The sequence below is a fragment of the Vibrio sp. C8 genome (assembly GCF_054051265.1).
Genome location: NZ_JBPAOE010000049.1, coordinates 201435 through 227928 on the forward strand (window position 1 = coordinate 201435; position 26494 = coordinate 227928).

Below are 26494 nucleotides of genomic sequence, written 5' to 3' on the forward strand. Positions count from 1 at the left end.
AAAGCCCCATCCATGTTCCGTTACGCTATAACGATTTGTTTGGTTTCTAAACCTGAAGCGCCTCGAAAAGCTGTGAGTTCCAATTCAACTTTGTAAATAGTTGAACCAAGCGGTGGGCACGTAACCGTTGTTGCTGGGTTTATCCCTCTGAACTTAGCACCGATGAGTTCCATCACAATCGACACATCTTCAGGGTTCTGAATAAACACTCGCGACATCACTACGTCGTTGAGTGAGCTATCCAAAGCTTTGAGTGCCCTTTCGATGTTGTTGAACACTTGCTCAGTCTGTTCAATTACGCTGTCGCTAATCAACTGAGTTTCGGGATTACGCCCCGCTGTGTTGGAGACATAAATCCAGTTGTCGATGGCAACCGCTCTGGAATAGCTGCCCATCTCTTCAAACTTTGAACCGGTTTTAACTTTGACGATCTGCGTCATGTTGATTTCCTAAATGAAAGTGAAACACCAATATATTTTGACTAGCAAAGCTCTGGTTCATCCCAAAGATTCAGTTTCACGCCAATACCTTGTTCAATCGCGTTACGATAAACCACAGTGCCCCAAGCTACATCTTCAACCGGTAAACCACCTACCGACAAGATGATGATCTCATCATCGTTTTGACGACCAACGGCATCTCCAGCCACTATTTTGCCTAGATCTTCAAACTGCTCTTTATTCATCAAACCTTCTGCAATCATGTCCATAAAACGAACGCCAATGATTGGAATGTATTGGTGAGCCGGTTTTGGTACTTCCTCAAACCATGCGTCATAAAGGCCAGGGTTATCCGCTACTTTTCGTACATCTTCTTTTTCAAGATCGGAATCTAAACGGCAGTAGGCAGGCATTGAGAGGAATGCTCCCGGTTTTACCCACTCGCGTCTTACTTCTGGATAGCTGGACACATCACCAGTCTCACCGGAGTTGCAGTAAGTAACGATGTCAGCATCACGGACAACATCTTCAATGGTATCAACTACTTTTACTGAGGTAATTTGTGGGTAGTTAACGTGAACCCAGGTAATAAAATCATCAAGACTCTTCTTACCGCGCCCTTTAACTTTGAGCGTATCGATTAGCGGGCATGCAGCCATGAAAGCCGCTACCGATGTCTTACCCATTACACCCGGACCTAATAAACCAATCACTTTTGAATCTTTACGTGCAAGGTAACGAGCACCAACCCCCGGAACAGCGCCAGTGCGGTATGCGGAAAGCAGGTTAGCGGACATATGAGCCAACGGAGCGCCAGTGTCAGCGTCGTTAAGCGTGAACATCAAGATCGAACGTGGTAGACCTTTTTCTCGGTTGGCGATATTAGAGCCATACCATTTCACGCCACAGGTTTGGAAACTACCGCCTAAGTACGCTGGCATCGCCATCAAACGGCGGTCTGGAGAGTGTTTTGGCATGGTTGCAAATTCAGGCTCCTCCGGGAAAGTGATCATTGCACCATGAGAGTCGTTGTTTGCTCCCGCCATACGGTAATCTCCGCGATATAGCAGTGCGAACATCTCTTCCATCGTGTCCACACATTGAGGCATGTTGGTTACGCCTGCTTCGATCATGTCCTTTTCAGAGAGATAGATAAAATCAATTTTCGTGTTTGCTGACATACATTCACCTGTATCCATAGGGTTAATTGTTAGTCCTCTCTCGTAGCCTTCCCATCACACAAAAGTTCAAACCTTAGCGTGATTTTTGTGACTCTTCCTTGAGTGGATAACTCGATACTAGTGAACGACTTTTTGTGCGTATTGTATTTTTGCGACACAGATAAAAATCTTTTCCGCCATTTTTAAATTCTGATTTTTGGCACACTTGCTGCTAATCAAGAAAACACTAGGGAAACAAAATCGTTACGATTTTTTAATATTTAAAGCAGACGGAAAGGCAAGAAATCATGTTAAGTTCATCTCACTCCTATCAGGTGTCGAACATACACTCCAAACAACCTTGGTTTGTTCTCAGCGCCGAAAAATATGCCACGAACTTAACGACGGAGAATCCCATTATTTCTCATTTCTACAGCTTTGAAGTGGGTAAATCTCAAGCCCCAACGACAGCCATTCCAGACGGTTGTGTTGACCTACTTTTTGATTGTGACTCCGACAGCCCTATGGGTTTGGTCTGCGGTACAACTTTGGAAGCGACCGAAGTTGCTTTTAACCAAAACCATCGCTATTTCGGAATGCGTTTTGTACCGGGCTTCATCCCTAACTTTATTGAAATTTCAGCCCCAGAACTGACTAATAAACAGTGCAATATTGTTGATGTGGTAATGAATTCTCAGGATCTGGTTGAACAAATTGTTAGTGCTAGCTCTTTTCAAGAGCAGGTACAAATTGCCAAACAATTTATGCGGGGAAAACAAGGTAGAAAGCCTACCAACTTAACCCATCAAGTCGCCGCCAAAATTCGACATGAGAAGGGGAATATTCAGGTTCAGGATCTCGAAGCATTTACGGGCTATTGCAGCCGGACTCTACAACGCCAGTTTCGCGCAGATCTAGGGCTTACACCCAAAGCATTTTGTCGTGCAATTCGCTGCCAATCTGCCATTTATGATATAAACCATCTCGATAAAATCGCTTTCTCTGACCTCGCTTTTAACTTAGGTTTTAGCGATCAATCCCACTTTCTCCGTGAGTTCAAAAAGCTGGTTAGTGCAACTCCGCTCGAGTATCAAAACCGCGTAAAACAGACGACTTACCTTGAACGAATTCAATGTTATTGAACTTATTTGGGGCAATAACACTCAACTTACGCACAAAATGTGTGCTTCTATTTCTAGAACAACCTCGAAATCTTGATGTAAACTTTTGTAAATGACAATTATTATCATTGATAAGCTAAATTTTTGCGGCTAAAGTAACGTCGCAATCAATAAGAAAATGACGATATTGTTACCAGTACGAAAGAAGTTACTATGCAGAAAAATCAAAATAAAAGAAGCGCTTACCCGTTAACGGTTATTGACGCTGAAAAAATTTCACCCAGCATTCAAAGAATTACATTACAAGGTGATGCTATAGCTCACTTTGGAAAACAAAACGAAGGCGACTACATTAAACTTCTGTTCTCAGCAGAAGGTTCAACTCAACTTTCAGATTTAGAAGAAGACGCAAGACCGATCATGCGCACTTATACCATCCGCGAGTTTGATGGACAAAAAAACAGCATTGTGGTCGATTTTGTCCGCCATATTACTCATGACCCATCGTCTGGATTCGCTGCCCGTTGGGCAATGAATGCAAAAGTAGGCGACACCATTTCGATTGCAGGGCCGGGCCAAGGCCAATCCACGAATCCAAATGCAGATTGGGTATTCCTTGTTGCTGACATGACTTCACTACCAGCACTGGTGGTAACACTGGCAAACCTAGATGAAAATGCACGTGGCTACGCGGTTATTGAGGTTAACGAACATGAAGATGTGCAAACACTTGAAGCGCCACAAGGCGTAAAAGTGATTTGGGCCGTTGCTGAGTACGGCGATAAATTGGTTGATATGGTCAAAGCTCAGGTTTGGCTAGAAGGACAATGTGCCGTTTGGTGCGCGTGCGAGTTCGATTCGATGAAAGCACTACGCCAATACTTCCGTAACGAAAAAGAAATAGACAGAGATTTCATCTATATCAGCAGTTACTGGAAAAATGGCGTGAGCGAAGATGGTCACAAAGTGATTAAACGCCAAGACGCAGAAGAGCAACACTAGTTTTGGAACCGCGAGAACAGACAGATAAAAATAGCCTGCTAATGCAGGCTATTTTCTTTCTTAGGATTATTTATCTGGTGAGTTGAGCGACTGATTCGATACTGATAGCGTCATGGCGCCAGTACTCTATGTCACAACATATTGCGCCACCATTGGCATCATAATTCACTCTTTCAACCACCATGGTTGGCGTACCATCGGTTGCTCGCAGTGCTTGTGCAGTTTCACCCAGCAGTGAGCTTGTCGAAATGCGGTAGCGGACCGACAGGTATTGCGTCGAGTAGTGTTCTTTATATAGTTCGGTTAATGACTGTGACATGTCGTGAGACAAAAGATCAGGGAACAGCTCAGGGCGAATATAGTGAGTCACAAATACCACAGGACGAGCATCAAGGTATCGCACTCTGTCCACTCGATAGATATCCGAGAAGGGTTTTAATCCAAGCAGTGCTGATGCTTGTTTGTTGGCGATCATCGCTTTCGCTGCAATCAGCTCAGTTTTAGGCACACGGTTTTGCGCCTCAGCCATCTTATTGAAATTAAGCGTTTGAGTAGGGTCATATCGGAGTGGATCTGGGGAGATAAACCAGCCACGTCGGTCTTCACGGAATACACGCCCTTCAGCTTCAAGTAGCGATAACGCCTCACGCAGTGTTACGCGAGTAGTATCGAATGACTCTGCCAATTTGCGCTCAGAAGGTAGCTTCTGTCTTGGAGATAACATGCCAGCGTCGATTTGTTCAACGATGGCATCTTTAATTTTCACGTATTGCACAGTATTCCTTTCACCTACATCTTGTGAGCACACCCATTTTTGTGGATGAGAATTACGCTAACAGAATACTACGCAACTCATGCAAGGATTGCACTTCATAATGCGCATTAATCCCTTCGGGTCTTTCATGTTGATGCACGTTCAACCAACAGGTTTCGATACCGAAGTTTAAGCCACCAAGAATATCTGAATGAGGATTATCCCCCACCATCAGGACTCGCTCTTTGCTCGGGTTACCCATTTTCTCCATCGCATGCTGGAATATACCTGCATCAGGCTTAGCGACGCCCACTTCTTCTGATATCACAACATGATCAAAGTATTGAGTCATGCCTGTTCTTTCCAAACGAATAGCCTGAAGTTCTGTAAAACCATTGGTGATAATACCCAGTTTCGCTTTGCCGTTTAATGCATCCATCAACTCTTTCGCGCCCGGCAGAAGAGTGCAGATATCAGCCATTGCTTCTAAGAATGCACTGTTCAATTCCGCAGTGGTCGTCTCAAGTTTCTCTGCCCAAGCTTTAAAGCGGATATGCTTAAGTTCTTCGGCAGTAATGGTTCCGTTTTGATAATCGACCCAAAGTGGCTTATTAACCTGCTGATAATGATGAAAATCTTGTTCTGTAAAATTCACGCCTTTGCGTTCAAACATTAACTGCATGCCTTTCAAAGCATCAAAATGGAACAAGGTTTCATCAGCATCAAATAATATCCAGTCGTACTTCATATCTGTCTCCTCAAAAACGGTGTGCCTAGTGTAGATTGTTTTCCATAAAATGATAATCTCTAGCAACGGAAACTTGTTGTTAATTTAGAGGCAACAATAATCATGGACAATACTTTCTCTACCATCCCTATTTTCGTGGCTGTCGTCGAATGCGGAAGCTTTTCGCTAGCAGCCGAAAAACTGGGAGTAACGAAATCGGCTGTCAGTAAACGGGTTACCCAGTTGGAAGATGAACTCGGCATACGTCTGCTCAATCGAACCACACGAAAACTGAGCCTGACTGAAGCAGGAAAACGATACTACGACCATGTTTCTCAAGCCCTAGCATTGGCACAACAAGGGATGGATGCCGTTACCGAGTTGCAAGGTGAACCAAAAGGTAAACTTAAGATCACCGCCCCAATGTCTTTTGGCGTGCTTTACATCGCCCCTATCATTGCCGAATTTCTTGAGCAGTTTCCAAAAGTCACTATCGACCTACAACTAGAAGATCAAATGGTCGACTTAATCGAAGGAGAGTTCGACCTCGCCATTCGTATTGGCAACCTACCTATCTCAAATCTGGTGGCAAAGCGGCTGGTTAATTGCAAAAGCGTTTTGTGCGCATCACCTGAATACATAAAACGCAATGGCTCACCGCAAAAGCCCTCTGATCTAATTGACCACAACTGTCTTGTTTACTCCTATTTCAGAGGCGGCAGTGAATGGACATTCGAGCAACAACACAACGAGTTTAAAGTAATTCCCAAAGGGAACTTTATTGTGAACAACAGTGAGGCGATCCGCCGCGCGCTCATCGAAGGTTTAGGTGTTGGTCAGTTGCCTACCTTTCTGGTGAGCAAAGACATCTTGTCTGGAAAATTGCTGCCCATAATGACGCCCTATTCTTTGCCCGAACACGCTATTTATGCCGTGTTTCCTGAACGTAAGCATCTTCCACATAAAGTAAGGGCATTTATGGAGTTCGTTGCGGACAAATTGGGCAGAGACAAACCGGTTTGGGACCAAGGTATATTCTGAGTCACAACAATAAAAGTCGAAAGCGGGAAAAGGCCTGTTCACTGATTTAGCACAATAAACATCGGCGATTAACAACATATAAAACCTGTTAACCACTGTTTAGAGATCAATTGGATTAGCTATGAAACACTTCTTGCCTTCATCTGTAATGCTTGTTCCGTTTGTTATGAAACATTACCCAGATAGTGATACAGAATCCCAAAGTGAAAGTGAACAAAATTCGAGCTGTGATCTGTGCGACGCTCCAGTATCGGATCCTCAACTAGACTTATCTACCGATAACCAATTGAAAGCGAAGAAAGGTCGCAAGGTTAGATAAACTCCTGATAAACACAAGGAATAAGTCGATGAAAAAAGTAGCCGTTATTTTAAGTGGCTGTGGTGTCTTCGATGGCTCAGAAATTCATGAAGCTGTCTTAGCGCTCCATGCCATTGAGAAGCAAGGGGCAAGCTGGCACTGCTTTGCGCCTAATATCGAACAACTGCATGTTATTAATCACCTGACCGGTGAAGTGATGACAGAAAAGCGCAATGTTCTGGTAGAGGCCGCTCGGCTTGTTCGAGGCAAGATAGACGATGTAGAAAAACTTAAAGCCGACGACTACGATGCGTTACTCCTTCCTGGAGGATTTGGCGCGGCCAAAAACTTAACTGACTTTGCAGTTAAAGGTACTGAGTGCACCATTAATGCTCATGTTGCGTCTGCGTGTCGAGCGTTTGCTCAATCTGGTAAACCAGCCGCGTATCTGTGTATCGCTCCAACCATTATTCCCATGATTTATGAGCACGGCGTTCAAGGTACGATTGGAAATGACAAAGATACCGCCATCGCTTTCAATCACATGGGAGGTGACCACATCAACTGCCCAGTCGATGACTTCGTCTATGACCATGAACACAACGTTCTTTCTACTCCAGCTTATATGTTGGCAGGCAGTATTTCAGAAGCGGCATCAGGTATCGAACGTCTGGTTGAAAAGCTAATAGAGCTGGCATAAATAGCTCGACGCTATAGAATGACAACAGCAAGGTGATCATCTCGGTCACCTTGCTGCTTTATAAAGGTTGTTAATCATTTCCAGTGAGTGAATATTATCCGAGAGTTGACACAAATCAGCATAATTTTGAAAATAACCGCAATCGAACAATCCTCTCACAAAAACACTTTACATCGATTTATTTCTAGATAACATGCCACCGCAAACGTTTGCTCAACTAAATACCATCACCTTCTGAGGATTTTATGCTATCAGACATCGACATTTGCCGCTCTACCCCATTGACTCACATTGATGCCGTTGCTGACAAAGCAGGATTACTTGCTGAAGAGTACGAAAGTCACGGCCATTACAAAGCAAAAGTCTCATTAAAATGTTTAGAACGATTGCATGAAAAACCTGTAGGCAAGTTTGTATTGGTAACAGCGATCACTCCTACTCCACTTGGTGAAGGAAAGACCGTTACGACGATCGGTTTAGCTCAAGGCTTAGCAAAATTAAACCAGTCGGTCTTTGCCTGTATACGCCAACCTTCTATGGGGCCAATCTTTGGTGTTAAGGGTGGTGCTGCAGGTGGTGGTTATTCTCAGGTTGCGCCAATGGAAGAGCTAAACCTGCACTTAACTGGTGATATTCACGCGGTGACCGCTGCCCATAACCTAGCCTCAGCCGCTATTGACGCTCGTATCTACCATGAGCAGCGAAACGGCTATGAAGATTTCGAACGCCGAACACAGCTTAAAGCGCTACGAATCGATCCACACCAAGTGGTATGGAAACGTGTTGTTGACCATAACGATCGTGCATTACGCATGGTAACGGTTGGCCAAAACGAAATGGGCAAAACCATCAATGGTTATGAACGAACTGACGGTTTCGATATTTCCGCAGCATCTGAACTAATGGCAATTCTTGCCTTGGCTTCTGACCTTAAAGATCTACGTCAACGTATCGGCAAAATTGTGGTTGGCTACAGTTTTGATGGCCACCCTGTTACTACAGAAGATTTGCAAGTCGCTGGCGCGATGACGGTCAGTATGAAAGAAGCGATCAAACCAACCTTAATGCAGACTTTAGAAGGTGTACCAACCCTTATCCATGCAGGGCCTTTCGCCAATATTGCACACGGCAATTCATCAATCATTGCCGATGATATCGCTACACGCTTAGCCGAATACACAGTCACAGAAGGCGGCTTCGGTTCTGACATGGGTTTTGAAAAAGCCTGCAACATCAAAGCAAAAGCATCGGGTAAAACCCCAGACTGCGCTGTTATTGTGGCAACCTTACGCGGTCTGAAAGCAAACTCAAGCCAATTCGATTTACGTCCAGGTCAAGCTATCCCCGACTCATTGTTCGCACCAGATCGAGATGCTTTAGTCGCAGGCTTTGAAAACTTAAAGTGGCATATTAACAACGTTAATAAATACGGCATTCCTGCTGTTGTCGCGATTAACCGTTTCCCGCAAGATACTGACGAAGAGCTACAGCAGCTTATTGAACTTATCGAGGCTTTACCTAACGATGTTGAAGTATCGATTTCTGAGGGTTTTGTTAAAGGTGGTGAAGGCACTAAAGCACTTGCAGAAAAAGTGATTAAGCAGTGCGAGAAAGAATGCTTATTTGAACCTCTATACAAAGCTGAAGATGCGCTCATGACCAAGATCACCAGTGTTGTCACCAAAGGCTACGGAGCAGGTTCATTTATGCTGAGTTATAAAGCTCAAATGAAATTAAAGCAGTTGAACGAACAAGGCTTTGAAAACCTGTCAGTCTGTTTTGCAAAAACGCCACTCTCCATCACCACAAATTCTTCAATCAAAGGTGCACCAAGTGGATTTGAAGTGATGATTCGTGAACTCAAACTCTGCGCTGGCGCTGGCTTTGTGTATGCGCTGTGCGACAACGTGATGACCATGCCCGGCCTACCAGACAAGCCCGCCTTTATGTCGTTAGACATCGACGAACACGGGCAGATTATTGGTTTGAGTTAACCCACCCAATCAAATTCGACAAGGCAGCACTTCAATTTAAGCTGCCTTTTCTTTATCGAAAGATTTATTTCTTTCGTAAACAGTTTGAAATTTTTCACTTCGTGTGCCGTTCTTTTCTTATATCGATAATAAAAACGGGTAAGAAAAGTCATGAAACGCTCAACAGCACTATTACTACTCTTCGCTGCAATACCTTTATCAATTTTTTCGTTCAGTCATGCCACCAGCGAAATGACATCGACTCACTCTGATCAAATGAAATCAGGCCAAACGGAAGTTACTACCTTGGCGGGTGGTTGTTTCTGGTGTACAGAATCAGATTTGGAAAAACTTCCGGGTGTCGTTGATGTCGTCTCTGGTTACGCTGGAGGAAATGTTGATAACCCTAATTACAAGCAAGTCTCGTCAGGTAAAACCGGACACATTGAAGTGGTTCAGGTGACGTACGATCCAAAACAAGTGACTTACGAACAAGTACTAGACCAATTCTTTAGACATATCGACCCAACCGATAACCAAGGATCTTTTGTCGACCGAGGGAACCAATACCGCCCTGCGATTTTCTATCACAATGATGAGCAAAAGCAGATTGCTGCGAATTTCATGAAAGAAATCGAGCAAACAGGCATTTTCAAAAAGCCATTAAAAACTGAGCTGATTAAATACACCAAGTTTTGGCGTGCGGAAGAGTATCACCAAGACTATTACAAAAATAACTCGCTACGTTATAAGTACTATCGTTACGCTTCGGGACGTGACCAGTACCTCGACGAGATCTTCGGTAAAGACAGAGTCGAAAAGCCGGTAACGTTACGAGAAATAATCGACAAGACAAAAGCTCTCAACAGTGTCAAAGCATACACTCGCCCGTCTGATGAAGAGATCAAAGCAAAACTGACCGACCTACAGTATTACGTTACTCAAGAGGAAGGAACCGAACGTGCTTTCCAAAATGAATACTGGGACAACAAGCAAGAAGGGATCTATGTGGATATCGTTTCTGGAGAGCCGCTGTTTTCTTCCACCGATAAATACAAATCAGGAACAGGGTGGCCAAGTTTCACTAAGCCCATCAGTTCGGCATACATTCTCACTCACGATGACAACAAGCTGTTTTATACCCGAACCGAAGTTCGCAGCCGCTTTGCAGACTCTCATCTCGGTCACGTATTCGATGATGGTCCCGCTCCTACAGGGTTGAGATACTGCATGAATTCAGCTGCGATGCGCTTTGTTCCTGTCGATAAAATGCAGCAGGAAGGCTATGGAGAATGGCTGACGCTTTTTAATCATTGAACAAGCGGGTTTCAATCCGCTTCAGCGAACAAAATGTTTAACCACGCTTACGATCTGATATTTAGACGCCCGCTCTCTGGTTTGACTGGGCGTTTCAGCAAATAGCAACTTGTAGTAGTGGTTAAATGTGCCTAAATGATAGAAGCCGTAACGCAGTGCGATATCGCAGATCGCCCTTTGTTCGGACATGTTGAGTAGATCTCTTCTAACAGCGTTTAGCCGACAATCACGAAGAAATGTGTTTGGACTAATGCCCAACTCCTGTTCAAAGCAGTAATGCAAGGTTCTCTGACTGACACAAGCAATCGAACACATTTCATTGATCGTTAATGGGTAGATGCCTGTCTGTTCAATATGGTTGTTGATGCGTTTTAACGCCTGACGACGTGTTGAAAAACCACGTGAGTGTTCAGGAGTCCCTCCGACTTGATACAGTCCTAACCTCGCGATAGCTGATTGCTCAATCAGATTAACTAACCGAGAGTGGAGCTCCATCTGATTCGGGTCAGACAGTTCAAGTAACTTGCGTCCTAATATGGAGTTGCAGTTAAGAGACTGCTTAATCAAGTCCACCAGCGCCCAACAACTGTGTTCCGCATGAGAATTCTCAATTAAACATGTGCTTTCCCACCGCTCTAACTCCTCTGAACCAATGCCAGTTGCAAGTAACTCTCTATCAATCACAATACCAAAGATGTTGAAATCGTCAGGAGTGGTGAGCTCAAAGTGTTCGTGAGCAGGCCGAATCATAAGCTGATGTTTTTCTGCTGTCCTGCCATTTACTTTTGGGCGCTGTGTATCTAGGGAAAATCCAATCCAGAGTGCATCAGGGTTAACACAGCATTCTTGATGAATGGTTTGGCTGGTGTATTCCTCAAAAAGGTGCAGCTTTGGCAACCTTAACTCATCCAAATAACCGTTAAACTGCCCTGAACCATGTTGAGTATATCTTTGTTCCCAAGCACTTAGTGTTTGTGCCTGCTGATTGACATCAAAACTATACTGTTTGCACCTCACTGGTGCGCATGAATTATCTTCATCACGCGATTGAACTAAATTCATATTCCTACCTTGCACCACAACCAAACAGTAGTTACCTCAACCTTATGTTTTTAAATAAATTTTCAACTTTGCACATTTCCGTCATAGCAACGGAACGAAATTAGCAAACTGAACAATCAACTTAAATGCAAAGTTCACACCCAGTTTGAGAGGTATTATGGGTTCAAACTATCGATATCAATTGGGTTGCCAAACCTACCAGTTTGCATCGCTAAAAGAAGTGATGGCAAAAGCGTCCCCGCTGCGCTCCGGAGATCAACTGGCAGGTGTTGCTGCCTCTTCAGCAGAGGAAAGAGTAATCGCACAGATGGTGATAGCCGACTTGCCATTGAAAACCTTCCTGCAAGACTTACTGATCCCGTATGAGCAAGACGAGATCACACGACTCATTATTGATGAACACGACGCACAGGCTTTTCTCGAAATCGCTCATTTAACCGTTGGTGATTTTCGAAACTGGCTTTTGTTAGAGTCGACAACCTCGGTTGAAATTTCTCGTGTCAGTAAAGGCATCACGCCTGAAATGGCTGCGGCTGTTAGCAAAATAATGCGCAACCAAGACCTCATATTGGTTGCAAAAAAATGCCAAGTAATTACGGCATTTCGTAACACTATTGGCTTACCGGGCCGTCTTTCTACTCGTTTACAACCGAACCACCCAACCGATGATGTCAGCGGCATAGCGGCATCAATGTTCGATGGTTTAATGTACGGTAATGGTGATGCTGTTATTGGTATCAACCCAGCCACAGACAGTGTTAGCCAAGCCACAAAGCTAATGAAGCTCATGGATGAAGTCATCCAACACTACGATATTCCAACCCAAAGCTGTGTACTCACCCATGTGACCAACACCATAGAGTGCATTGAAAAAGGCGCTCCAGTAGACTTGGTTTTCCAGTCTATAGGTGGCACAGAAGCAACCAACCAGGGTTTTGGTGTCAATATCAATGTACTTGCAGAAGCGTACGATGCAGCGCTGAGTCTTAAACGCGGCACTATCGGTAATAACGTCATGTACTTTGAAACTGGTCAAGGTAGCGCCCTCTCAGCGAATGGTCATCACAACGTCGATCAGCAAACCTGTGAAGTGCGCGCCTATGCACTCGCCCGCAAATTTAATCCGTTACTCGTGAACACTGTGGTCGGATTTATAGGCCCAGAGTATTTGTTTGATGGCAAACAGATCACACGCGCAGGACTTGAAGACCACTTCTGCGGAAAATTGCTGGGATTACCGATGGGCTGTGATATTTGCTACACCAACCACGCCTACGCCGATCAAAACGATATGGATAACCTACTGACACTCCTCGGAGTGGCAGAATGCTCATTCATCATGGGAATTCCTGGCTCTGATGACATTATGCTTAACTACCAAACCACCTCTTTCCATGACGCTTTGTATGCTCGCCAAGCGTTAGGTTTGAAGCCAGCACCAGAATTTGAAGCTTGGCTAAAGCACATGGAAATTTTCAGTCAAGATAATCAGTCCCAGTTGACGAATCATCTTTCTCCGCACTTCCAAACACCACTCGGTTTAGTTAAGGAGCTACGATGAGTAACGTCGTTGAACTGAATCAACTGGTTCATAAGGATCCATGGAACAAATTGCGCCAATTCACACAAGCTCGCGTTGGTATTGGCCGTGTCGGGACGAGTATCCCTACCGAAGAACTACTGCGTTTTCAGCTCTCACACGCGCAAGCTATTGATGCGGTGCATGTGCCACTAGACGAACAAAAACTGTTATCCGACCTTAGTGCCAATGCTTCGTTATCCAAGTGCTTACCAGCTATCTCTTTACATAGCCAAGCCACAGACAGACTGACGTATCTGCAACGACCAGACTTAGGTCGTAAGTTAGATGATACATCCATTGATGCGCTCAAAAAGCACAGCGACCAAACACCAACACCTTATGACTTAGCGATTGTGATTGCCGATGGCCTGTCATCCTATGCCATCAACCACCACGCCGCTCCATTCTTAGATGCATTGGTGTCGCAACTCGCAATGGATATCAAACATAAATGGAATATCGCGCCTTTATGCATCGTCCACCAAGGACGAGTCGCTGCAGGTGACGATGTTGGCGAATCGATTAATGCCAAGGAAGTATTGGTGTTGGTCGGAGAAAGACCGGGACTAAGTTCACCGGACAGCTTAGGGCTGTATCTGACATGGAATCCACATCGAGGGAAAGAAGACTCACTTAGGAACTGCATTTCAAATGTGCGCCCTGAAGGTTTGCCATACCAAGCAGCAGCTCATAAGTGTTTCTATCTATTGTCTGAATCTCGTCAACTCAAATTGACAGGCGTGGAATTGAAAGATCGTTCTGACGATTCCCTGCTTGAACAAAAATCAAACGCACAGATTTTTTCACTAACCACTTTTAAATAAACATTTTTACTCACCAAGGATTTTTAGGGATTGCTGTATGGAAAACAACAAAACAGGTCTAAAACGGACTTTAGGAAAATTTCAGTTATGGGGCATTGCTGTTGGCCTCGTGATTTCGGGCGAATATTTCGGCTGGAGCTACGGATGGGCACAGGCGGGAACACTAGGTTTCCTCATTACTACCATTATCATTGCCACCATGTATACGGCATTTATTTTTAGCTTTACTGAACTATCCACGTCGATACCGCACGCAGGTGGACCATTCGCCTATGCTTATCGTGCTTTTGGTCCTGTGGGTGGATACATTGCAGGTTTCGCAACCTTAGTTGAGTTTGTCTTCGCCCCACCAGCCATTGCTATGGCGATAGGTGCTTACTTAAATGTTCAGTTCCCCACTCTCGATCCCAAACTGGTCGCAGTGGTGGCTTACATCATCTTCATGGGGCTCAATCTGATTGGCGTTAGCATTGCTGCTACTTTTGAATTGTGTGTCACCATTCTTGCTATCGTAGAACTTCTCGTCTTCATGGGTGTAGTGTCTCCTGGCTTCTCGTTTGCAAACTTTGCAGCAAATGGTTGGGCTGGCAGTGATGTATTCTCTGGTGAAGCGATGTCAGGCATTTTTGCAGCCATTCCTTTTGCAATTTGGTTCTTCCTTGCAATTGAAGGCGCTTCAATGGCAGCAGAAGAAGCGAAAGATCCGCAACGTACCATTCCAATCGCATTTGTTTCAGGCATTCTAACTCTGGTGGTTCTCGCGGTTGGCGTTATGTTCTTTGCAGGTGGCGCAGGTGACTGGCGTGAACTTTCAAACATCAACGATCCATTACCTCAAGCAATGAAGATGATTGTCGGTGAATCCAGTGGTTGGCTACATATGCTGGTGTGGCTAGGTCTGTTTGGACTGATCGCATCTTTCCACGGCATCATCATGGGTTACTCGCGTCAGATTTTTGCCCTCTCACGCGCAGGTTTCTTACCTAAGTCACTATCTCAAGTAAACCAACGTTTCCAAACCCCACACTGGGCAATCATTTCTGGTGGTGTTGTCGGTATCGCGGCGATTTTCTCAGACAATCTGATTGTGATTGGCGGTCAGCCGCTAACAGCAAACATAGTGACGATGGCTGTATTTGGTGCGATTGTGATGTACATTATTTCAATGCTTGCTCTGTTCAAACTGCGTGCAACTGAACCAACGTTAGAACGTCCGTTCCGAGCACCGTTTTACCCGTATGCGCCAGCAGTAGCACTTGTTTTAGCCGTAGTCGCACTGGTTGCGATGGTTTACTACAATGCCCTACTATCACTGATTTTCGTGGGTTTGTTTGCCCTCGGCTTTGTTTATTTCAAAGCAACACATCAACAAGACGCCGTCAAAGAAGGTAGCGACGCCCTATTGATTGCTCAAGTTGGTGAATCGATATAAGTCTGCGGTTATCCGAAGTCAAAAAAGGGCATCCACTATGGATGCCCTTTTTATATTCTTTACGCGGCATTCAACAACCGCTACTCAACGTAAACCGTGAAGAAATTCAGCGCGTGTTGCAGGGTTGGATTTGAAAATACCGCCGAGCGCAGTGGTTGTGGTTACGCTGGTTGCGTCCATCACACCACGAGATTTCACACAGTAGTGGGTAGCATCGATTGTGACTGCTACATCGTCTGACTCTAGTAGAGCTTGCAGAGCAACCAGAATTTGCTGTGTCATACGCTCTTGAACCTGAGGACGCTGAGCAAAAAAGCGGACAATGCGGTTGATCTTAGACAGACCAATAATTTTGCCACGAGGAATATAAGCGACAGCCGCTTTACCATCAATCGTCACTAAGTGATGTTCACAAGTGCTGGTTACTGTGATGTCTTTCACCTTCACCATTTCACTCACATTCATCTTGTTTTCAATCACAGTGATTTTAGGGAAGTTGCTATAGTCCAGCCCTGAAAAAATCTCATCCACATACATTTTTGCAATACGATGCGGCGTTTCTTCTAGGCTATCATCGGTCAGATCAAGACCAAGTAAATTGAGGATTTCACGCATGTGACTCTCAATCTTTTCTTTCTTCTCTTCACGACTCACCGTATTTGGCTGCATTGGCGTTTCCAAACCACGGCGCTCTAGCGCATCTTTAACTAACTTTGCTGATTCGCTAAGACCTGATGACATTCACATTCCTCTTACTTTACCCCTTTCGGATGGCTGACAAGGATACTCGGATTCTTACATAATTACACCCCTATTTTATAGGTGGAAATACTGCTCCTATCTGCGAAAGCAAGGTATGTCCCTGTCAGTAAAAAGGGCATATGCAAATAGCTCTACTATGTTAGAGTATCTCCCAACAAAAAAGACTACAGGAATAACGAATGGGCTGTTGTGACGCTCCGGGCTTAATGCCTCTTGAAGAAGCTTTAGAAAAAATGCTGGCTGGCATTAAACCAATTCAATCGACACTTCAACTTCCACTCGCAGACGCCATCGGCTATGTACTTGCAGAAGACATTCTTTCACCTATCAACGTACCACCATTCGATAACTCTGCGATGGATGGATACGCGGTTAGAATCAGCGAACTAGCGCAAGACCGACCTCTGCCTGTAGCAGGCAAATCATTTGCTGGCCAACCTTTTGAAGGTGAATGGTCACCTATGACCTGTGTACGTATCATGACTGGCGCGCAAATTCCTCAAGGTTGTGATGCGGTGATCATGCAAGAACAAGCGACGGTCACCGAAGACGGCGTTACTTTTTGCCAAACTCAGGTTAAACCAAACAACAATATCCGCCCTGTTGGCGACGACATTCGTCAAGGCGATATCGTTCTCAACAAAGGTGCTCGTCTGACCGCTCGCGATATTCCGATGATCGCGACCTTAGGTGTTAGCCACGTCACTGTCTTCAGAAAACCGAAAGTCGCCTTTTTCTCTACTGGTGACGAGCTAAAACCATTAGGCACTGAGCTTAAAGCTGGCGAAATATATGATAGCAACCGTTACGGCATCAAACCGCTGATCATTAACTTCGGTTGTGAATCTATTGACCTAGGCATTATTCCTGACTGCCCTAAAACCCTTAAAGAGACATTTGAAAAAGCACAAAGCCTTGCTGACGTGGTTGTAACCTCAGGTGGCGTCAGCGTTGGTGAAGCGGATTTTACCAAAGACATCTTAGATGAAGTAGGTCAAATCGGCTTTTGGAAACTGGCGATTAAACCGGGTAAACCTTTTGCTTTCGGTTCTCTGGGTGATGCTTGGTTCTGTGGTCTTCCGGGCAATCCTGTTTCTGCAGTACTGACTATGTATGTGCTGGTTCAGCCTATGTTGGCTAAGCTTGGTGGTCATTCGCAGTGGAAAGCACCCGAATCGATTCCGGCGATTACTCGCACTGCTTTCAAAAAATCACCGGGCAGAACGGATTACCAACGCGGCATTTACACTATCGAAAATGGTCAGTTCGTCGTAGAAACGACGGGGAATCAGAGTTCAGGCGCCTTCCGATCTATGAGCTTAGCCAACTGTTTTGTGGTACTTGAGCGTGAACGCGGCAGTGTCGAAGTGGGTGAAACCGTCAACATTCAACTGTTTAATTCAACGTTATATTAGGCTCGAATATGGAAATCCTAAGCGACGCAGAAATACTGCGTTACAACCGCCAGATCATCCTTAAAGCATTTGATTTTGAAGGACAGGAAGCACTGAAACAGTCTTCGATTCTTATCCTCGGTGCTGGTGGCTTGGGATGTGCATCTAGCCAATATCTTGCAACTGCTGGTATAGGCAAACTGACGCTGATTGATGACGATAAAGTGGAGTTGTCGAACTTGCAGCGTCAGGTTCTTCACCATGATGCGGATATCGGAAAGCTTAAAGTTGATTCAGCAGCGCAAGCTTTAAAAGAACTTAATCCAGAGCTTGAAATTGTTACCGTAGCGAAAAGACTTAATGATGAAGCCCTGTTAAGTCTAGTTCAGGACCATGATTTGGTGTTGGATGCCAGCGACAACGTAGATACGCGTAATCAGCTTAATCGCCTTTGTTACCAGACCAAAACACCGTTGGTTTCCGGCGCTGCCATTCGCATGGAAGGGCAAGTGAGCGTGTTTACTTATCAAGATGAGAGCGAACCTTGCTACCAGTGTTTAAGCGCACTGTTTGGAAGTAATGCGCTTTCTTGTGTTGAAGCGGGCGTCATGGCGCCTGTGGTTGGTATTATCGGCGCAGTTCAGGCAATGGAAGCGATTAAGGTCATTGCAGGTTTGGGTAAGCCAATCCAAGGCAAGATTCTGATGCTTGATGCTATGACCATGTCTTGGCGCGAAATGAAGCTGATGAAGCAACCTCACTGCCCTACTTGTAGCAGTTAAAAGTGACTGTGTATGTCTTCAGCTAAGAAACTGACCATACTGCTGTTGCTGCTCACCTTATTACTGGTCGCCATGCTTGCATTGCGGCCAGAGCGTACTCAAATCGAACTCCAAGTTCATCTTATCGATAATACACTTACACAATCACTGGATGGTCAGAGACGTTATTTCCTCGTTGAGTCAAAGGAAACAGGAAAGCAGCTCATCAATGTGCCACCCACCACGGATTGCCAAGTTGGTGATGTGATCACTGTAGAGAAAGTATTAACCGAGCAGCAAGATATCTATTACCGTTTTATTTCTTGCCCTTAATTGAGTACCTTAATGGACTAAGTTTTACGTGAACCCAACTAAGGATTTGTTGAATGTCACCACTTGTTTCACCCGAATGGCTTGTCGAGCGTTTGGACGATCCTCGCCTAGTTATCCTAGATAGTAGCCTAGAGTTTCAGATCCCTTCTGAATCAGAGAAAGACTGGGTAAATAAAATCCCTAATGCACGTCGATTCGATTACGACAAAGAGTTTTGCGATATTGAATCATCACTTCCGCATATGATGCCAAGTGAAGAACGCTTCAACCATCTTGCTCAAGAGCTCGGAATCAATAATGATTCCATCATCGTTGTTTATGACAACAGTGGCACCTTTGCCTCCCCTAGAGCGTGGTGGATGTTCAAAGCCTTCGGTCATTCGCAGGTTTACATCCTTAATGGTGGCTTAACCGAATGGAAAGCACAAGGTTACAATGTCACTCAGGAGTATCTCACGGACACCCCGAAAGGCGACTTTAACGGCACGTTGCAATCAAATTATTTCGTTGATGCTGAATACGTAAAAGCGAAAATTGACGACGAAGCAAGCTTAACTGTCGATGCTCGCTCTCGTGCTCGCTTTCTTTCCCAAGTAGCCGAACCAAGAGCTGGTCTACGTAGTGGACATATTCCCAACTCCTGCAATCTGCCTTTTGCTGAACTAATGGATGGGCATAAACTCAAGACAGCCAATGACCTGGCTGCGATATTGAAATCAACTCTGACCAAAGACGCCGATGAATACGTGTTCAGTTGTGGTTCAGGTGTTACTGCTTGTATCGTTTTGTTAGCCGCATTAGTGTGTGGTTACGAGAATCTTTCTGTTTATGATGGCTCATGGACCGAATGGGGAGCTTCATCAGATTTACCTATTGAAACCAATCAGAAAAATGAAAACTAGATATTCTACACTAATTGGTATTGGTGTATTGGGTTTATCAAGCGTTGGTTATTTGGGTTATTACTCTTACCAAGCATTAACTTTCGGCAGTGAAGCGTTAAACTGGATGTGGGTTGAAAGCCCTTTACTACGTTACGATACTACCGCGACACAAAGCACGAGAACGAGTGACACCAAACAACTGATTTATCGAAAAGTAGACTTAAAGCAACAGCTCGCAGTGTCATTAAACACTACGAACAATCGCTACTTTATGTTTACTTTCATTAAGTCCATGCACTGTGATGAACAAACTAAATACAGCGTTTCTCTTTATGTGAATAACCAAACACTAGATAGAGCGCAGTTTACTTGTTTAACTCCCGATACAGCAATTTTTAGAATAGCTAGACCTTATTTTGAGCAACTGATATTACGAGGAAATAATCTTAAATTTGAACTTGATATCAATCAGTGGGATTTCAATTCATTAAAGAAAGATGATTATATGCAGCATAACTATAAGTTCTTTCGCCAACACAGCTCTGAGCCCATCGAACAATGGTCTAGAGATTAAAAAACCGTATAAAAATGTACAAAAGCTTAGTTCGCATTTAAAGACTAACTAGAATTGTTATAAACTCACACACAATCAATCTAAGTTGTTTTAAGGTATAAAAATGAATCCAATTATTGCACTGTTGAAAGAGAACAATGTAAGCAACGACAAAATCCAAGAGCTATTCCAAGCGTTAACGCAGAATCCTCTTGCTGCAATGGCGATTGTCGGCCAACTCGGTTTACCTCAAGAACAATTACAACTACTGATGGGTCAGGTAATGCAGAACCCAGTTCTAATCAAAGAAGCCGTTGAAGAACTAGGCTTGGATTTTTCTAAAGTAGAAGAAGCAAAAGCGAAGCTGCAACAATAAGCTTGGTTTGAAGAGAAGATTGCCAGAAACGAAAAGCACGATTAACTGAATATAAGGCCGCCATTTTGACGGCCTTATTATTTAACTAAAAAGCATTCTAAACTTGCGAAAGCTCTCTGTTCTGTTGTCGATAGTTCATCAGACAGATAACCACGATAACACCAAGGGCAATCAAACGATTTACATCAGATAAGAACAATACCCCTAGAGCCATACATAGTAATGCCGCTCGTTGCCACATCAGTAAAGGCACAAACAAACGCCCTTCTATCCCGCCAGCGAAGGCTATAAACAAACTGATGGTTGCTATGATAGCTATCGCGAAATGAAGATGCTCACCTTCAACCCAAATCAATCCTGAAAATGCCATCATTGCGGGAATTAAGAAGAATCCCTGCGCCAGTTTAAATGCCTGAACGGCTGAGCGCATTGGTGACGCATTGGCTATCCCTGCTCCAGCAAATGCTGCAAGTGCAATTGGTGGAGTTACGTTAGACGTTTGGGATAACCAGAACACAATCATATGTGCAGCCAGGAGGGTAACTCCGAAGTCCATTAATGCCGGAACCGCCATGATCGACAACACGATATAGGCTGCAGTAACCGGAAGCCCCATACCTAAAATAACTGCCGCCAACGCAATAAGAGCCAGCGCGGACCATAAATAACCGCCAGACATTGCGATCAAAAATTGGGTAAATTGTAAACCAATGCCGGTTTGACCAACCACACCAACTACGATACCAGCAGTAGCACAAGCAACCGATATGGGCAGAGCAAGAAGCGCACCTTCTTTTAATCCTTCCAAGAAAAGCTTCACAGTAATACGGCTGTGTTTGCGCGTCATAGCGGCTAAAAGAATTGAGGCACAACCAATCACACCCACCAATACTGGCGAATAACTCATCATCAATAGTACGGTAATAAGAATAAGTGGTACCAGATAATGCCAACCACTGCGCAACACTGTGGCGATTTTTTCGGTTTGAGTCATCCCTTGAAGATCTAACTTACACGCCATGAGGTGTACATAAAGTAACGTACAAGCGAAATACAAAATGGCTGGGGCAATCGAAACAATTAAGATTTCGCTATAAGGAATACCAGTAAACTGCGCCATAACGAACGCACCAGCACCCATTACTGGAGGCATAATCTGCCCGCCTGTTGATGCGGCCGCTTCAATCCCCGCAGCTTGTTCAGACTTATATCCCAGTTTTTTCATCATGGGGATAGTCAAAGCGCCCGTTGTTACTGTGTTGGCAATCGCTGAACCGGAAATTGAACCCAATGCAGCAGAAGCGATAACACTCGCCTTAGCAGGTCCACCGCGATATTTACCTGCAACAGAAAACGCCATATCGATAAAGAACTGACCCGCTCCTGTTACTTGTAAAAAAGCGCCAAATAGAACAAACATAAACACCACGCCCGCGGCAATCGCCAGCGGCGCACCGTAAACACCATTGGTGGAATAAATGTGGAAACGGATGATCTCTTCAACACTAAAACCTTTGCTCGCAATATTGTCTGGAAGCACATCTCCGAATATGGCGTACACCAGAAACAGCACCGCGATGAACACCATCACCAAACCTACCGTTCTTCGCGTTGCTTCGAGTAACAGCAGAATGAGAACAATTCCCGCAGCCTGATCAAGCGACTGTAAACCGTCCAGCAAGAAGCTGATGTCGTCATAATCAAATAATGCAATCTGTGTTGATGCCCAGCACGTGAGCGCCACACACGCTAAGTCGATAATTCGTCCCAACAAGTAAATAACAAACGGCTTTCGGTCACTAAACAGAGGGTAAACTAAGAATACAAGTGCCAATACCCAACTGACGTGTATCGGCCGAAAAACAGGGGCTGACAGATTGGCCAGAATGCCCTGCCAAATCTGAAAAACAGAAAGAGCGATAGCCGCAATCGCGGCTATCGTAACAATGACATTGGTAATTTTTTGGTTACGAGGATGAATTTCACTCATCACTTACTCCATGTAACATTACTTATCGTCCATTTGGTTTGAAGGAAGTCCAACTGTTCGCAGCCAGGACTTCCCACCAAACATTACAACGCTTACTTCATTTGTTCTTTGCGATACTTTTCTGCACCAGGGTGAAGAGCGATACCTTGCAGCTTAGTCATATTCTCAATCGTAGTGAATTTAGTTACATCAATCACTTGGCGAATTTTGTCGATATTTTCAAACGCCACTTTTGTCATGTTGTACGCCATGTCTTCACTCATATTGTTGTTAACAACCAATACGTTCCATACCGCTGGCGCTTTAAAGGCAGGCACTTTGTTGTAAGAATCCGCAGGAACATCAATTTGAATGTATGACGGATAATCTTGAGTGATTTTTGCCAGTTCCTCTTCACTGAAACTTAAGATGCGAATATCACGAGTCAAAGCGAGTTCGGTAATTGCCCCTACACCGACACTGCCTACAACCACACCCGCATCAATTTGATTATTCGCCAGCGCACTGGTTGTCGCGGTGTAGTTCAGTGATTGAGCTTTGATGTCATCTTCAGTGATACCCAAAGTATTAAGGATGTTTACCGCACTAACGCGAGTACCTGAACCCGGCGCACCCAGTGAAATACGTTTGCCTTTTAAGTCCGCAATCGAGTTGATATCAGATTTAGCCGGAACGATAAATTGCACCACGTTTGGATATAGAGCAAAGAGAACAGATACATCCAGTTTTTTAGGAAAAGGTTTAACACCACTCGCTGCTTGAAGCACCACGTTGCCTTGTGCAATACCTACCAGTTGTTTGTCTGTAGAGACCTTAATGGTGTTTTCAACCGAAGCCGCTGTTACTTCTGCGCGCATATTAAAGTCTGGTAAGTTTTCGCTCCAAATCTTAGCCAGCATACCGCCCAATGGATAATAAGTACCACTTTGACTACCCGTACCAATAGTGTAGTTTTCTGCCATCGCAGGCAGAGAAAATGCCATCGCTACAGCTAATAAACCCGTCCTTAGTTTTTGATACATAAGTGCTCCTTCAAAATGTGATTCTAGGGTTGTATATGTTTAATGTTTCTATATTGTTATGAAATGGATAATGAGAAATAGCAATACGGCTTACGGCGAAATGAGAGTTTGATATGCAAATATGCCGCTGTTTAAAAAACAGTCGTGATATTGACCTCACTCTCAAAAAGCAGTGATGAAGAGTTATATTTCAATCAACCAGATTTGTTCTGATATGAAAAAAGGAGGCCATGGCCTCCTTTCGAACTGATCTAAGACTCATTTTATCTCTACGAACGAGAGATACTGCTCATCTGCTCGTCCAAGTTCAAAACGGTCAACGCATTACTGACACTGGTCGCAATCACATCAATCGCACCAGTACGCAAAGCCCCTAATAGCGCAAGTGGCTTACTGTTTTCTGCTGCGATGGCGACGACTTCTGAAACCAAACGGAATTCATCAATACTCAAACCAATTACTCGGTCATTCATTACCGTATTGGCAATCTCGCCCTGAACATTGAAGAAATCATGACCAGCAAAGTCGCCGACAACACCCTGTTGTAAACGTGATTGAACCACCTCTTCCGCGCTAAACCAGCCAAGGTCGACCATGTAACTGTTCTCGCTCATATCACCGATACCAATCAGTGCCATATCGGCTTTTCTTGCCAGATCAAGTGTTTGCTTAACGGTCGCATTTTGCATGAACGCCAATTTTTGGTCTCGGTTCTCAGCATAAGCCGGTGCATATAAGGTTTCAGAAGAACCGCCGTATTTTTTTGCTAGCTGACGACAGATATGGTCGGCGTTAAACATACCACCGCGAGGGTGGATACCACCGATGCCACAAACAAACTTACAATCACGCGGGGTAATTACACCTATGTGATGAGCGACAGCGGAAACATTACGACCTTGGCCGACACTGACTACCATGCCATTTTTTAAGCTATTTGTTAGATAGTGAGAGACTAATCCAGCCACTTGCTGACGCTGTTGTTCTTCGTTAGGTTGGTCCAAGGCGATCAGCGCACGCTTAACGCCAAAGCGCTCAATTAAACGTTGCTCAATCTTGGCACTGAATACTGGATGGTATTTAACCGTAATTTCAACAATACCTTCATCTCGCGCTTGTTTTAGTAAACGCCCCACTTTTGCGCGAGAAATTGCAAATTTCTTAGAAATCTCTTCCTGAGTCGCTCCATCTTGGTAGTAAGCGACTGACACTTCAGTCAATAAATCTGTACTTTCTAGCGAAATCTCTGGGGTTGGATTGTTCATCATCGGCTCTTATCTGTGAAATTATGCTCATTGTATTTAAAGCTGAGCATCCGCTCATTGACCTAGCATATGTTACACCCAAGCAAACATGCAACATTTGCTCAGTGATATTACATATTCTCACTTATTTTTTGAGACATTGAGCATGCTAAGAACGTTTAACAAGGCTTACGCAATCGTTTTGTCTTATTTACCCTTTGCACACAAGTAAATTAATGTTGATTTAGGTCACTAGAAATGAGAAATCACAATTGACATTCACCGCAGATCAGATAAATATGAGCACATCATTTACTCATAGGTTGAACATATGTTCGTTACAAATGTTCGAGCTGTGAAAAACATTATGTTTATGTGAATTGAACAGTGTTGTTGAACTTATATGTAGCGTTAAAGTAGCTACAATGTTTTCTTAACCTGTTTGCAATGCCAAGCCACTATCTTGTCGTGCTAAGTGACACTTTTGTCTTGTTAAAGGACATTGTCTTGCTCTGTGACAGGCATATAAAATGGCAGGTACAGCCCAACGAGAAACGAGAAATAGGATGATCGAAATGAGCAACAAATTAGAGCAACTTCGTAAACTGACTACCGTTGTAGCAGACACCGGTGAAATTGAAGCAATCAAAAAATACCAACCAGAAGACGCAACAACTAACCCTTCTCTAATTCTTAAAGCGGCTCAAATTGCAGAGTATGCGCCACTTATCGATCAAGCTATCGAATATGCGAAAACTCAAAGCAGTGACAAGGCTCAACAAGTTCAAGATACTTGTGACATGCTTGCAGTAAACATCGGTAAAGAAATCCTAAAAACGATCCCAGGTCGTATCTCTACTGAAGTAGATGCTCGTCTTTCTTATGACACTGAAGGCAGCATTGCTAAAGCTCGTCAACTTATCAAAATGTACAACGATGCTGGCATTTCTAACGATCGTATCCTGATTAAACTGGCTTCTACCTGGGAAGGCATTCGTGCTGCAGAAGTTCTAGAAAAAGAAGGCATCAACTGTAACCTGACTCTACTATTCTCATTTGCTCAAGCTCGTGCGTGTGCTGAAGCAGGCGTATACCTAATTTCTCCATTCGTTGGCCGTATCATGGACTGGTACAAAGCAAAAGAAGGTCGTGACTTCGCAGCTCAAGAAGATCCAGGTGTTGTTTCTGTTTCTACCATTTACAACTACTACAAAGAGCACGGCTACAAAACTGTTGTTATGGGCGCAAGCTTCCGTAATATCGGCGAGATCCTAGAGCTAGCTGGCTGTGATCGTCTAACAATTGCTCCTTCACTTCTTGCTGAGCTAGAAGCAGCGGAAGGTGAAGTTGTAGCGAAACTTGTTGACTCTAAAGGCAATAAAGAGCGTCCAGTAGCGATGACTCACGCTGAATTCCTATGGGACCACAACCAAGATCCAATGGCAGTAGAGAAACTTGCAGAAGGTATCCGCAACTTCGCTATCGACCAAGGCAAACTTGAAGCGATGATCGAAGCTAAGCTTTAATTCAAATTTAAGAAGCGAGTGAAAACTCGCTTCGCTTTTTATACTTGTTTCAAATTGAGCAGAGTTTAAAATTCTGCTCTCAATATTATTCAAACTTAACTGAGTGACGACTATGAATCGCAAACAATTGGCTAACGCTATCCGTGCTCTGAGCATGGACGGTGTTCAAAAAGCTAACTCTGGCCACCCGGGTGCCCCTATGGGTATGGCGGATAT

At 44.2% G+C, this 26494-nt stretch carries 27 protein-coding genes; 18 read left to right on the plus strand and 9 right to left on the minus strand.

The genetic code is table 11. The annotated features are described in order from the left end of the window. Positions 1–20: 20 nt before the first annotated feature. Positions 21–440 carry a RidA family protein gene (locus tag ACRQQK_RS17500; protein ID WP_457513521.1) on the minus strand — a complete coding sequence of 140 codons (420 nt, stop codon included), beginning with the start codon at positions 438–440 and terminating at the stop codon, positions 21–23. 41 nt (positions 441–481) lie between these two features. Then, entirely contained in the window at positions 482–1621 is a 1140-nt protein-coding gene (locus ACRQQK_RS17505) for a tyramine oxidase subunit B (RefSeq protein WP_457513522.1), read from the minus strand. 287 nt (positions 1622–1908) lie between these two features. Here ACRQQK_RS17505 and ACRQQK_RS17510 point away from each other — a divergent pair, with 287 nt between their 5' ends. Further along, a complete protein-coding gene (locus ACRQQK_RS17510) occupies positions 1909–2742 on the plus strand; it encodes a helix-turn-helix domain-containing protein (RefSeq protein ID WP_457513524.1) in 834 nt (277 codons plus the stop codon). Positions 2743–2934: 192 nt separating this feature from the next. Beyond that, on the plus strand, positions 2935–3723 hold the full coding sequence (locus ACRQQK_RS17515) for a siderophore-interacting protein (protein ID WP_457513526.1): 789 nt from the start codon (positions 2935–2937) through the stop codon (positions 3721–3723). Positions 3724–3793: 70 nt separating this feature from the next. Here the strand turns inward: ACRQQK_RS17515 and phnR are convergent, their stop codons facing one another. Together phnR and yjjG are read right to left on the minus strand one after the other, a co-directional pair. Continuing rightward, entirely contained in the window at positions 3794–4498 is a 705-nt protein-coding gene (gene phnR / locus ACRQQK_RS17520; protein ID WP_457513527.1) for a phosphonate utilization transcriptional regulator PhnR, read from the minus strand. Positions 4499–4550: 52 nt separating this feature from the next. Next, complete coding sequence (gene yjjG, locus ACRQQK_RS17525; RefSeq protein WP_269349707.1) at positions 4551–5225, minus strand: pyrimidine 5'-nucleotidase; 675 nt, start codon at positions 5223–5225, stop codon at positions 4551–4553. A gap of 102 nt (positions 5226–5327) precedes the next feature. On the opposite strand from yjjG, the gene ACRQQK_RS17530 reads away from it, so the two are divergent. From ACRQQK_RS17530 to msrB, 5 genes are all read left to right on the plus strand, one after another. Beyond that, positions 5328–6245, plus strand: a complete 918-nt coding sequence (locus tag ACRQQK_RS17530) for a LysR family transcriptional regulator (RefSeq protein ID WP_457513529.1) — start codon at positions 5328–5330, stop codon at positions 6243–6245. A 121-nt stretch (positions 6246–6366) separates the two neighbouring features. Continuing rightward, positions 6367–6564: a hypothetical protein gene (locus tag ACRQQK_RS17535; RefSeq protein ID WP_457513531.1), complete on the plus strand. Its 198-nt coding sequence runs from the start codon at positions 6367–6369 to the stop codon at positions 6562–6564. A 28-nt stretch (positions 6565–6592) separates the two neighbouring features. Continuing rightward, a complete protein-coding gene (gene elbB / locus ACRQQK_RS17540) occupies positions 6593–7243 on the plus strand; it encodes an isoprenoid biosynthesis glyoxalase ElbB (protein ID WP_042483166.1) in 651 nt (216 codons plus the stop codon). Positions 7244–7488: 245 nt separating this feature from the next. After that, the gene (locus tag ACRQQK_RS17545) at positions 7489–9237 is read left to right on the plus strand and encodes a formate--tetrahydrofolate ligase (protein WP_457513533.1); all 1749 of its coding nucleotides are present in this window, start codon (positions 7489–7491) and stop codon (positions 9235–9237) included. 150 nt (positions 9238–9387) lie between these two features. Continuing rightward, complete coding sequence (gene msrB / locus ACRQQK_RS17550) at positions 9388–10533, plus strand: peptide-methionine (R)-S-oxide reductase MsrB (protein WP_457513535.1); 1146 nt, start codon at positions 9388–9390, stop codon at positions 10531–10533. Positions 10534–10554: 21 nt separating this feature from the next. On the opposite strand, the gene ACRQQK_RS17555 is transcribed toward msrB, so the two are convergent. Next, positions 10555–11595 (minus strand): helix-turn-helix domain-containing protein, encoded by a 1041-nt coding sequence (locus ACRQQK_RS17555; RefSeq protein ID WP_457513537.1) that lies wholly within the window; start codon positions 11593–11595, stop codon positions 10555–10557. 157 nt (positions 11596–11752) lie between these two features. Between ACRQQK_RS17555 and ACRQQK_RS17560 the strand changes: the two genes are divergently transcribed. The 3 genes from ACRQQK_RS17560 to eat are packed head-to-tail and all read left to right on the plus strand — an operon-like array spanning position 11753 to position 15433. After that, the gene (locus tag ACRQQK_RS17560; protein WP_457513539.1) at positions 11753–13156 is read left to right on the plus strand and encodes an ethanolamine ammonia-lyase subunit EutB; all 1404 of its coding nucleotides are present in this window, start codon (positions 11753–11755) and stop codon (positions 13154–13156) included. Next, entirely contained in the window at positions 13153–14001 is an 849-nt protein-coding gene (eutC, locus tag ACRQQK_RS17565; protein ID WP_457513541.1) for an ethanolamine ammonia-lyase subunit EutC, read from the plus strand. Before ACRQQK_RS17560 ends, eutC begins: the two co-directional genes overlap by 4 nt. A 37-nt stretch (positions 14002–14038) precedes the next feature. After that, positions 14039–15433: an ethanolamine permease gene (gene eat, locus ACRQQK_RS17570; RefSeq protein ID WP_457513543.1), complete on the plus strand. Its 1395-nt coding sequence runs from the start codon at positions 14039–14041 to the stop codon at positions 15431–15433. Between the two features lie 84 nt (positions 15434–15517). On the opposite strand, the gene folE is transcribed toward eat, so the two are convergent. Continuing rightward, the gene (folE, locus tag ACRQQK_RS17575) at positions 15518–16174 is read right to left on the minus strand and encodes a GTP cyclohydrolase I FolE (protein WP_102955449.1); all 657 of its coding nucleotides are present in this window, start codon (positions 16172–16174) and stop codon (positions 15518–15520) included. Between the two features lie 200 nt (positions 16175–16374). Here folE and moeA point away from each other — a divergent pair, with 200 nt between their 5' ends. The 6 genes from moeA (at position 16375) to ACRQQK_RS17605 (ending at position 20496) form a co-directional block, all read left to right on the plus strand. Then, positions 16375–17610: a molybdopterin molybdotransferase MoeA gene (gene moeA / locus ACRQQK_RS17580; protein WP_457513545.1), complete on the plus strand. Its 1236-nt coding sequence runs from the start codon at positions 16375–16377 to the stop codon at positions 17608–17610. 8 nt (positions 17611–17618) lie between these two features. After that, positions 17619–18371 carry a molybdopterin-synthase adenylyltransferase MoeB gene (gene moeB, locus ACRQQK_RS17585; RefSeq protein WP_457513547.1) on the plus strand — a complete coding sequence of 251 codons (753 nt, stop codon included), beginning with the start codon at positions 17619–17621 and terminating at the stop codon, positions 18369–18371. 12 nt (positions 18372–18383) lie between these two features. Continuing rightward, positions 18384–18683 (plus strand): hypothetical protein, encoded by a 300-nt coding sequence (locus tag ACRQQK_RS17590; protein WP_457513549.1) that lies wholly within the window; start codon positions 18384–18386, stop codon positions 18681–18683. 53 nt (positions 18684–18736) lie between these two features. Beyond that, positions 18737–19585, plus strand: a complete 849-nt coding sequence (locus ACRQQK_RS17595) for a sulfurtransferase (protein WP_457513551.1) — start codon at positions 18737–18739, stop codon at positions 19583–19585. Further along, complete coding sequence (locus tag ACRQQK_RS17600) at positions 19575–20141, plus strand: hypothetical protein (RefSeq protein ID WP_457513553.1); 567 nt, start codon at positions 19575–19577, stop codon at positions 20139–20141. Before ACRQQK_RS17595 ends, ACRQQK_RS17600 begins: the two co-directional genes overlap by 11 nt. A gap of 103 nt (positions 20142–20244) precedes the next feature. Next, on the plus strand, positions 20245–20496 hold the full coding sequence (locus tag ACRQQK_RS17605; protein ID WP_457513555.1) for a DUF2999 family protein: 252 nt from the start codon (positions 20245–20247) through the stop codon (positions 20494–20496). 97 nt (positions 20497–20593) lie between these two features. Here ACRQQK_RS17605 and ACRQQK_RS17610 read toward each other — a convergent pair whose 3' ends face one another. From ACRQQK_RS17610 to ACRQQK_RS17620, 3 genes are all read right to left on the minus strand, one after another. Further along, on the minus strand, positions 20594–22486 hold the full coding sequence (locus ACRQQK_RS17610) for a TRAP transporter permease (protein ID WP_457513557.1): 1893 nt from the start codon (positions 22484–22486) through the stop codon (positions 20594–20596). A gap of 92 nt (positions 22487–22578) precedes the next feature. After that, positions 22579–23508 carry a TAXI family TRAP transporter solute-binding subunit gene (locus ACRQQK_RS17615; RefSeq protein WP_102942623.1) on the minus strand — a complete coding sequence of 310 codons (930 nt, stop codon included), beginning with the start codon at positions 23506–23508 and terminating at the stop codon, positions 22579–22581. 269 nt (positions 23509–23777) lie between these two features. Further along, the gene (locus ACRQQK_RS17620) at positions 23778–24773 is read right to left on the minus strand and encodes a sugar-binding transcriptional regulator (RefSeq protein WP_457513560.1); all 996 of its coding nucleotides are present in this window, start codon (positions 24771–24773) and stop codon (positions 23778–23780) included. A 554-nt stretch (positions 24774–25327) separates the two neighbouring features. Here ACRQQK_RS17620 and tal point away from each other — a divergent pair. Both tal and ACRQQK_RS17630 read left to right on the plus strand, forming a co-directional pair. Further along, positions 25328–26278, plus strand: coding sequence for a transaldolase (tal, locus tag ACRQQK_RS17625; protein ID WP_457513562.1), 951 nt, complete (start codon positions 25328–25330; stop codon positions 26276–26278). A 112-nt stretch (positions 26279–26390) separates the two neighbouring features. After that, positions 26391–26494 (plus strand): hypothetical protein (locus ACRQQK_RS17630; protein ID WP_139804732.1); only part of this gene is annotated, 104 nt, incomplete at its 3' end.

Bases quoted from the DNA above. Each gene is read 5' to 3' on its own strand.
- elbB (WP_042483166.1), top strand. From the start codon at position 6,593: ATGAAAAAAGTAGCCGTTATTTTAAGTGGCTGTGGTGTCTTCGATGGC.
- ACRQQK_RS17620 (WP_457513560.1), bottom strand. From the start codon at position 24,773: ATGAACAATCCAACCCCAGAGATTTCGCTAGAAAGTACAGATTTATTG.
- ACRQQK_RS17605 (WP_457513555.1), top strand. From the start codon at position 20,245: ATGAATCCAATTATTGCACTGTTGAAAGAGAACAATGTAAGCAACGAC.
- eat (WP_457513543.1), top strand. From the start codon at position 14,039: ATGGAAAACAACAAAACAGGTCTAAAACGGACTTTAGGAAAATTTCAG.
- ACRQQK_RS17545 (WP_457513533.1), top strand. From the start codon at position 7,489: ATGCTATCAGACATCGACATTTGCCGCTCTACCCCATTGACTCACATT.
- yjjG (WP_269349707.1), bottom strand. From the start codon at position 5,225: ATGAAGTACGACTGGATATTATTTGATGCTGATGAAACCTTGTTCCAT.
- ACRQQK_RS17555 (WP_457513537.1), bottom strand. From the start codon at position 11,595: ATGAATTTAGTTCAATCGCGTGATGAAGATAATTCATGCGCACCAGTG.
- moeA (WP_457513545.1), top strand. From the start codon at position 16,375: ATGGGCTGTTGTGACGCTCCGGGCTTAATGCCTCTTGAAGAAGCTTTA.
- ACRQQK_RS17535 (WP_457513531.1), top strand. From the start codon at position 6,367: ATGAAACACTTCTTGCCTTCATCTGTAATGCTTGTTCCGTTTGTTATG.
- ACRQQK_RS17610 (WP_457513557.1), bottom strand. From the start codon at position 22,486: ATGAGTGAAATTCATCCTCGTAACCAAAAAATTACCAATGTCATTGTT.
- ACRQQK_RS17590 (WP_457513549.1), top strand. From the start codon at position 18,384: ATGTCTTCAGCTAAGAAACTGACCATACTGCTGTTGCTGCTCACCTTA.
- ACRQQK_RS17560 (WP_457513539.1), top strand. From the start codon at position 11,753: ATGGGTTCAAACTATCGATATCAATTGGGTTGCCAAACCTACCAGTTT.
- ACRQQK_RS17500 (WP_457513521.1), bottom strand. From the start codon at position 440: ATGACGCAGATCGTCAAAGTTAAAACCGGTTCAAAGTTTGAAGAGATG.
- msrB (WP_457513535.1), top strand. From the start codon at position 9,388: ATGAAACGCTCAACAGCACTATTACTACTCTTCGCTGCAATACCTTTA.
- ACRQQK_RS17595 (WP_457513551.1), top strand. From the start codon at position 18,737: ATGTCACCACTTGTTTCACCCGAATGGCTTGTCGAGCGTTTGGACGAT.
- ACRQQK_RS17510 (WP_457513524.1), top strand. From the start codon at position 1,909: ATGTTAAGTTCATCTCACTCCTATCAGGTGTCGAACATACACTCCAAA.
- ACRQQK_RS17600 (WP_457513553.1), top strand. From the start codon at position 19,575: ATGAAAACTAGATATTCTACACTAATTGGTATTGGTGTATTGGGTTTA.
- ACRQQK_RS17505 (WP_457513522.1), bottom strand. From the start codon at position 1,621: ATGTCAGCAAACACGAAAATTGATTTTATCTATCTCTCTGAAAAGGAC.
- ACRQQK_RS17530 (WP_457513529.1), top strand. From the start codon at position 5,328: ATGGACAATACTTTCTCTACCATCCCTATTTTCGTGGCTGTCGTCGAA.
- ACRQQK_RS17615 (WP_102942623.1), bottom strand. From the start codon at position 23,508: ATGTATCAAAAACTAAGGACGGGTTTATTAGCTGTAGCGATGGCATTT.
- eutC (WP_457513541.1), top strand. From the start codon at position 13,153: ATGAGTAACGTCGTTGAACTGAATCAACTGGTTCATAAGGATCCATGG.
- moeB (WP_457513547.1), top strand. From the start codon at position 17,619: ATGGAAATCCTAAGCGACGCAGAAATACTGCGTTACAACCGCCAGATC.
- tal (WP_457513562.1), top strand. From the start codon at position 25,328: ATGAGCAACAAATTAGAGCAACTTCGTAAACTGACTACCGTTGTAGCA.
- ACRQQK_RS17515 (WP_457513526.1), top strand. From the start codon at position 2,935: ATGCAGAAAAATCAAAATAAAAGAAGCGCTTACCCGTTAACGGTTATT.
- folE (WP_102955449.1), bottom strand. From the start codon at position 16,174: ATGTCATCAGGTCTTAGCGAATCAGCAAAGTTAGTTAAAGATGCGCTA.